6 protein-coding genes and 1 pseudogene are annotated in these 7,320 nt (G+C 71.1%); 4 read left to right on the top strand and 3 right to left on the bottom strand.

All coding sequences use genetic code 11. The annotated features are described in order from the left end of the window. Window positions 1-214: 214 nt before the first annotated feature. Window positions 215-781 (bottom strand): hypothetical protein, encoded by a 567-nt coding sequence (locus tag KME77_RS23320; RefSeq protein ID WP_219471069.1) that lies wholly within the window; start codon window positions 779-781, stop codon window positions 215-217. Between the two features lie 382 nt (window positions 782-1,163). Further along, entirely contained in the window at window positions 1,164-2,336 is a 1,173-nt protein-coding gene (locus KME77_RS23315) for a Gfo/Idh/MocA family protein (RefSeq protein WP_219471068.1), read from the bottom strand. 195 nt (window positions 2,337-2,531) lie between these two features. Here KME77_RS23315 and tdh point away from each other — a divergent pair, with 195 nt between their 5' ends. The 4 genes from tdh to KME77_RS23295 are packed head-to-tail and all read left to right on the top strand — an operon-like array spanning window position 2,532 to window position 6,827. Continuing rightward, on the top strand, window positions 2,532-3,560 hold the full coding sequence (gene tdh / locus KME77_RS23310) for an L-threonine 3-dehydrogenase (protein ID WP_219471067.1): 1,029 nt from the start codon (window positions 2,532-2,534) through the stop codon (window positions 3,558-3,560). Further along, window positions 3,560-4,729: a glycine C-acetyltransferase gene (locus KME77_RS23305; protein ID WP_219471066.1), complete on the top strand. Its 1,170-nt coding sequence runs from the start codon at window positions 3,560-3,562 to the stop codon at window positions 4,727-4,729. Before tdh ends, KME77_RS23305 begins: the two co-directional genes overlap by 1 nt. A 59-nt stretch (window positions 4,730-4,788) precedes the next feature. Then, window positions 4,789-5,682: a LysR family transcriptional regulator gene (locus KME77_RS23300; protein ID WP_219471065.1), complete on the top strand. Its 894-nt coding sequence runs from the start codon at window positions 4,789-4,791 to the stop codon at window positions 5,680-5,682. Continuing rightward, the gene (locus tag KME77_RS23295) at window positions 5,682-6,827 is read left to right on the top strand and encodes an MFS transporter (RefSeq protein WP_219471064.1); all 1,146 of its coding nucleotides are present in this window, start codon (window positions 5,682-5,684) and stop codon (window positions 6,825-6,827) included. The genes KME77_RS23300 and KME77_RS23295 overlap by 1 nt, the downstream gene beginning before the upstream one ends. 76 nt (window positions 6,828-6,903) lie before the next feature. Here KME77_RS23295 and KME77_RS23290 read toward each other — a convergent pair. Beyond that, window positions 6,904-7,320, bottom strand: a pseudogene (locus tag KME77_RS23290) (ABC transporter); the annotation flags it as partial.

The raw sequence follows: 7,320 nt of genomic DNA, 5'->3' as shown, positions 1-7,320 counted from the left end.
CGCCCGCGCCTCCGAGGCCGCGGCCGAGGCGGTGGCCGACGCCCAGGACGCCGAGAGCCCGAACGGCCCCCGGCAGCTCACCCAGGGGGTGGCGGAGCCAGCTCCGTTCTCCGACCTGCGGAAGAACCACCAGGAGCGCTGAACACAAGGAGCTGCCCGCCGTGCCGGTCCGGGGCGGCGGGCATCACGCTGTACGGCCGGTCCGTCAAGCAGGTCAGGCAGCCGCGCTGGCGGACACCGGTTCAGGGTCGAAGGCGGAGTCGACCACCTTCATCATGATGTCCTTTTTCATGCCCAGGGCTCTGGCTCGGCAGGCCAGCTTGACCGCCGCGTCCGCCACGGCGATGTCCCGGCTCACCTCCGGGACGTCGTCTCCCATGACGACCCGCAACCACTCCGAGACCTCGGCCCAGGAGTAGAGGCTGATGTTGTCGGCCTCCATGAGCGGCTCCGGGAAACCGCCCGGCCCTCGCTGCCCGCCGGCGAGCTGGCGCAGACTCGCCTGCGTGCGATTCCCGTGACGCCGGGCCGCGTCGCCCAGCGTCACCGCGTCACCCTGCCCGACCCCGATGGCCCACAGCTGCTTGACCTTACGGATCTGTGGAAGCACGGAAGCGATCGCCTCCAGCAGGCTTTCTCCCGCGCGGTCGCACATCAGCTGGACACTGCCGTCAGGTCCGCCCGCCACAGCGCAGTCATCCAGACCTGCTTCGTAGAGGGCATCCGTTTCTTCGTCGCTGGGCTCCCGATTGAGCAGGATGCGGAAGTTCCAGATAGTCATGAGCCCTCCTGACTTTCGCGGCACTCAGCATGCTCGCCGGCCCACTCGATGATGCTTTTCGCGTGATTACCCAGGTTGCGTGGCGTCGACCAAACTTTGAAGGGGGCGGCGCCGCATGAGCACTGAATCCGGCCCCAGCGATGCCCATTGTGATCTTCGACCACGGTGAGCGTCTGAGTCTTGCGCAACCTTTTGAAGGCCGCGTTGATCTCATTGTGTTGGTGTCTTCCTGGACTGACCATGTTCCAACCGTGCAACAGTGTTGCATACTTAGAACGGCTATTCCAAGACAGGAGCTCCAGCTAAAGCCCCGTACGCAGGGCAAATGCCCGCCATGTGCGTACATGGCGGGTGCCCTGCTGATGACCAGGGTCCGGGGTCGTCAGGGTTGCCCTTGGTCGAAGTAGGCGGCCAGGTCCGCGTCCAGCGGCGGGACGTCGTACGGGCGGCCGCCGTCCCGCAGCGACATCGTGGCCATGTAACCGGCGGCGACGCTCATGCGGGCGGCCACCGGGGAGGTGTCCGTCACGCCGCCGTTCCGGACGAAGTCGCAGAACTCCCGCATGATGTCCCCGTCGGCGCCGCCGTGGGTGCCCGTCGCGTCGGGCACCCGGTAGGCGATGTCGCCGTCGGCCCGGTAGCCGGAGGGGCCGGTGTTCCAGACCTTGACCGTGTCGCCGGGGCCGTCGCCGAAGTTCTCCAGACGCCCCTCGGTGCCGATCACCGTGTAGTTGCGCACGTAGTCGGGGGTGAAGTGGCACTGCTGGTAGGCGGCGATGACCCCGTTGTCGAGGCGCATGTTCATCACCGACACGTCCTCGACGTCGATGACGTGGTTGAGGCCGGTGCGGGTGGCGGGCGGCCAGTCGTAGGACTGGAGCCAGTCGTCCGGGCGCGGGGTGCCGGGGGCGCGGCGCGGCAGGTCGCCGTAGAGCATGAGGTCGCCGAGCGCGTTCACCCTGGTGGTGTAGCCGCCGGCGAGCCAGTGGATGACGTCGAGGTCGTGGGCGGCCTTCTGCAGGAGCAGGCCGGTGGTGCGGGTGCGGTCGGCGTGCCAGTCCTTGAAGTAGTAGTCGCCCCCGTACGACACGAAATGGCGGACCCAGACCGTCTTCGGCTCCCCGATGTCGCCCCGGCGGATGATGTCACGCATGAGCCGTACCACGCCCATGTGGCGCATGTTGTGGCCCACGTACAGGCGGCTCGCGGTGCGGCGGGCGGCGCGCAGGACGTTGTCGCAGCCCTCGACCGTGATGGCGAGGGGTTTCTCCAGGTAGACGGCCTTGCCGGCGTCCAGGCAGTCGATCGCGACGCGTTCGTGCGTGTCGTCGGGCGTGAGGACGAGGACCGCGTCGAGGCCGGGGCGGTCGAGCAGGCGGCGGTAATCGTCGGTCAGGAGCTCCGCGTCGAAGCGCCCCGCGTGCCGCTTGAGCACCGCCGGGTCGGAGTCGCAGAGCGCGGTGACGACCGAGCCCTGACCGGGCCGGTGCGCGTACGTGGCGAGGTTGCCGCGGAGGCCGAGGCCGATGACTCCGATGCGAAGGTCACTGGTCACGCCTGCACGTTAGCGTTCGTTTCTGCGAATAACCAGCTCAATTAGCGCGGCTTTCGGCAAGCGTCCGGGTGGGCGCCCAGGCCGGCGTCAGGCGTGAAGCGGAGCTGTGGGGGCACTTAAGAATCCCTCGATGGACATGTCCGAAGGAGAGCGGGCACAGTGCGTTAGGTTCGGACATAGGGGAGAGATGACGCTATGAAAGCGCTGGTCAAAGAGCGGGCGGAGCCCGGATTGTGGCTGGTGGACGTGCCGGAGCCGACGGTGGGGCCGGGCGAGGTGCTGATCAGGGTGCTGCGAACCGGCATCTGCGGCACCGACCTCCACATCCGGAAATTTGATGACTGGGCGCGGCATACGTTGGAACTGCCGTTGATCGTGGGACATGAGTTCTGCGGGCACGTCGTCGAGGTGGCGCCCGGGGTCGAGGACATCGCCGTCGGCGACCTGGTCAGCGGCGAGGGCCACCTCGTGTGCGGCAAGTGCCGCAACTGCATGGCCGGACGCCGCCACCTGTGCCGCAACACGATCGGGCTGGGCGTCAACAGGGACGGCGCGTTCGCCGAGTACGTCACCCTGCCCGCCTCGAACGTGTGGGTCCACCGCGTCCCGGTGCACCCCGACGTGGCCGCCATCTTCGACCCGTTCGGCAACGCCGTGCACACGGCGCTGTCGTTCCCCCTGGTCGGCGAGGACGTGCTGATCACCGGCGCGGGCCCGATCGGGCTGATGGCGGCGGCCGTGGCCACGCACGTCGGCGCCCGCAACGTGGTGATCACCGACGTCAGCGACGAGCGCCTGGACCTGGCCGGCAAGGTCGGCGTCTCGCTGGCGCTGAACGTCTCGCTCACCTCGATCGCCGACGGCATGCAGCAACTCGGCATGAAGGAGGGCTTCGACGTCGGGCTGGAGATGTCCGGCAACCCGAGGGCCGTACGCGACATGATCGCGAGCATGACCCACGGCGGCAAGATCGCGATGCTCGGGCTGCCCGCCGAGGAGTTCAGCATCGACTGGTCCACGGTTGTCACCTCGATGCTCACCATCAAGGGTGTCTACGGCCGGGAGATGTTCGAGACCTGGTACAACATGTCGGTGCTGCTGGAGAAGGGGCTCGACCTGTCCCCCGTGATCACCGACCGCTTCTCGTACCGCGACTTCGACGCCGCCTTCGACACGGCGGCGAGCGGCCGCACCGGCAAGGTCATCCTGGATTGGAGCGCTTGATGTTCACGAACGTACGCGACCAGCTGCGTGCGACGCTCGACGAGATCACCGAGGCCGGGCTGCACAAGCCCGAACGGGTGATCACCACCCCGCAGAGCTCCCAGGTGAGCGTGGCAGGACGCGAGGTCCTGAACTTCTGCGCCAACAACTACCTCGGCCTGGCCGACAACCCGGAGGTCGTCGCCGCCGCCAAGGAGGCGCTGGACCGGTGGGGCTTCGGCATGGCCTCGGTGCGCTTCATCTGCGGCACGCAGGAGGTGCACAAGGAGCTGGAGGCCCGCCTGTCCGACTTCCTCGGCCAGGAGGACACCGTCCTGTACAGCTCGTGCTTCGACGCCAACGGCGGCGTGTTCGAGACGCTGCTCGACGCGCAGGACGCGGTGATCTCCGACGCACTCAACCACGCCAGCATCATCGACGGCATCCGCCTGTCGAAGGCCCGCCGCTACCGGTACGCCAACCGCGACATGGCCGAGCTGGAGGCCAGGCTGAAGGAGGCGTCCGACGCGCGGCGGCGGCTGGTGGTGACCGACGGCGTGTTCTCCATGGACGGCTACCTCGCGCCGCTGCCCGACATCTGCGACCTGGCCGAACGCTACGACGCGATGGTCATGGTCGACGACTCCCACGCGGTCGGGTTCGTCGGGCCGACCGGGCGCGGCACGCCCGAGCTGCACGGCGTCACCGACCGGGTGGACGTCATCACCGGCACCCTCGGCAAGGCGCTCGGCGGGGCCAGCGGCGGGTACGTCGCGGCGCGCAAGGAGATCTGCGAGCTGCTGCGGCAGCGGTCACGACCGTACCTGTTCTCGAACTCGCTGGCGCCCGTCATCGCCACGGCCTCGCTGCGCATCCTGGACCTGCTGGAGACCTCCAGCGAGGCGCGCGAGCGACTGCGGGCGAACACGGCCAGGTTCCGGTCGCGGATGAGCGAGGCGGGGTTCGACATCCTGCCGGGCGACCATCCGATCACGCCGGTCATGATCGGCGACGCCGCCGAGGCCGGGGCCATGGCCGAGCGGCTGCTGGAGCTGGGCGTGTACGTGATCGGGTTCTCCTACCCGGTGGTGCCGCACGGGCAGGCCCGGATCCGGGTGCAGCTCTCGGCGGCCCACTCCCAGGAGGACGTGGACCGGGCGGTGGAGGCGTTCGTCCAGGCCCGAGGGTGACGTCCGTCCAGACGTGAGGGTGACGTTCGCACAAGCCCGCGGGTGAGTAGTCTCACTGCGTGATAGACACGCGGCGCCTGCGCACGCTGCGCGCGGTGGCCGACCACGGCACGGTCACCGCCGCGGCCGCCGCCCTGCACCTCACCCCGTCGGCGGTGTCCCAGCAGCTCGGGGCGCTGGAGCACGAGGTGGGCCACCGGCTGTTCACCCGCGACGCGCGCGGCGTGCGCCTGACGGCGGTCGGCCGGATCATGCTGGCCCACGCCAACGAGGTGCTCGCCCAGCTCGAACGCGCCGAGGCCGAGGTCGCCGCCTACACCACGGGCGCGGCGGGCGAGGTGACCGTCGCCTGCTTCGCCACCGCGATCGGCGCCGTGCTGTCCCCGGCCATCGCGGCGCTGCGGACCGGCTCGCCGGGGCTGCGCGTACGGGTCCTCGACGCCGAGGGGGACCACAGCCTGGGGATGCTGTACGACGACCGGGCCGACCTGGCGATCGCGGTCGAGTACCGGGGCGCGCCGGACGATCGCCGCTCCTCCAGGTTCCCCCTGTACGCCGAGCCGTTCGACCTGGTGCTGCCGGAGGACCACCCGCTGGTCGAGCCCGAGCTGCGCGAGCTGGCCGACGAGACGTGGATCGGGCCCTACCCCGGCAACCCGGTCCACGACGTGATCACCTTCGCCTGCGAGCAGGCGGGCTTCACGCCGGACTTCGCCCACTGCTCCGACGACTTCCGCGCCGTGGTGGCGCTGGTCGGGGCGGGTGCGGGGGTCGCGCTGGTGCCCCGGCTGGCGTTGCGTGACATGGTGCTGCGAGGCGTGGAGGTACGCCGTACGCCGGGGCCCGAGCGCCGGGTGTTCGCGGCCGTACGCCGGGGCGCCGAGGCCCATCCCCTGCTCCGGCCGCTGCTCGACACGCTGCGGACGATCTCCGGATCGCTGGGGACGGGCTGATGGCCTATCGGGGGCTGTTCCGTTTACCCGGGGTGCCCGCGCAGGCCCTGTTCGGGTTCCTGAGCCAGCTAACCCAGCAGGTCGCGCCGGTGGGGACCGTCCTGGTGGTGCAGTCCGCGAGCGGCTCCCTGGTGCTGGCGGGGGTGGCCGCGGCGGCGTTCTCGATCGGCGCGGGCATGGCCAGGCCGGTGCAGGGGCGCATGATCGACCGGGGCGGGCCGCGCGGGGTGCTGGCCGGCTGCGCGCTGGTGCACGTGGCGGCGCTGGTCGCGGTGGTGGTCTCCGCCGGGGCCGGGTGGGTCGTGGTGGTGTTCGCGTGGGTGGCGGGGGCCGGGCTGCCGCCCGTGTCGATGAGCATGCGGATCGAGTGGGGCCGCCGCATGCCGGTCGAGAGCCGGACCGCCGCGTACAGCCTCACCTACCTGGTGCAGGAGCTGGCCATGCTCACCGGGCCGCTGCTGTTCGGGCTGGTGATCGCGGTGGCGTCGGCCTCGCTGGCGCTGGGCGCCGTGGCGGCCGCGGCGGGGGCCGGGACGCTGGCCTTCTCCCGGCTGCTGCGCGCCACCGAACCCGCGCCGTCCGCCGGTGGCGGGCGGATGTTCGGACATCGCGGCATGTGGCTGCTGCTGGCCGTGGTGGTGCTGTTCTGCGGGGGTTTCGGGGCGTTGGAGGTCGCGGTGCCCGCGCTCGCGACGGCCCAGGGCAGCCCGGCCGTCACGGGGCTGCTGATCGCGGCGCTGTCGGTGGGCGGGATCATCGGGGCCGCCGTCTACGGGACGCGTCAGTGGAGGTCCCGGCCCGCCGTGCGGCTGACCGGGCTGCTGGCGGTGTTCGGGGTCGCGCTCGGGCCGCTGGGGCTGGTGTCGTCGCCGCCGGTGTTCTGGGTGGTGCTGCTCTGCACGGGGCTGGCGCTGAACCCGGCGCTCACCACCACGTCGCTGCTGGTGGACGAGCTGGCGCCGGGGGCGGAGGCGGAGGCGTTCGGGTGGATCTCCACCGCCATCGGGACCGGTGGCGCGGCCGGCGCGGCGGTGGCCGGGGTGGTGGGGGAACGGTTCGGGACGTCGACGCCGTTCCTGGTGGCGTCGGGGTTCGCCTGCCTGGGCGCGGCGCTGTCCACCCTCCTGCTCAGACGACGCACCTGACGGCCCGACGCCCGAACGGGACGCGGCCGGCAGGCGCGGCCGATGAGGCGGTCAGCGGGCCCGGGTGATGAGGCGGTCAGCGGGCGCGGGTGATCGCGGCCGTGAAGGCGGCGTGCCTGGCCAGCTCCTGATCCACCGGCTCCAGTACGTACTCCGCGCCCACCTGCCCGATCGCCCGGCGCAGGGCCTTCGCGGCGAGGCGGGCCCGGCGACGCCCGCCCGCCCAGGCCGCCAGCCGCGACAGCAGCGCGATGAACACCCCGGTCAGCGCTCCCCCGCCGAGCAGCGTGGTCGGCCACGGCACCGGCCCCGCCGTCGGCAGCGGCGGCTGCGGCAGCCGCAGATAGTCCATCCCGAACAACGCCGCCAGCCACAGCCCGCCCGCGACCATCGCCGCGAACACCAGCCACTGCAGCGTCCCCACCACGGCCCACCACCTCGGCCGCTTGGTCGCCACGACCGAGGTGGTGGCCACCGCCCGGTCCACGGCGTC

The sequence above is a fragment of the Nonomuraea rhizosphaerae genome (assembly GCF_019396405.1).
In the GTDB taxonomy this organism is placed as follows: Bacteria; Actinomycetota; Actinomycetes; order Streptosporangiales; family Streptosporangiaceae; genus Nonomuraea; species Nonomuraea rhizosphaerae.
Note: the sequence above shows the minus strand (reverse complement) of the source record. Positions and strands in the feature narration are given on the sequence as shown.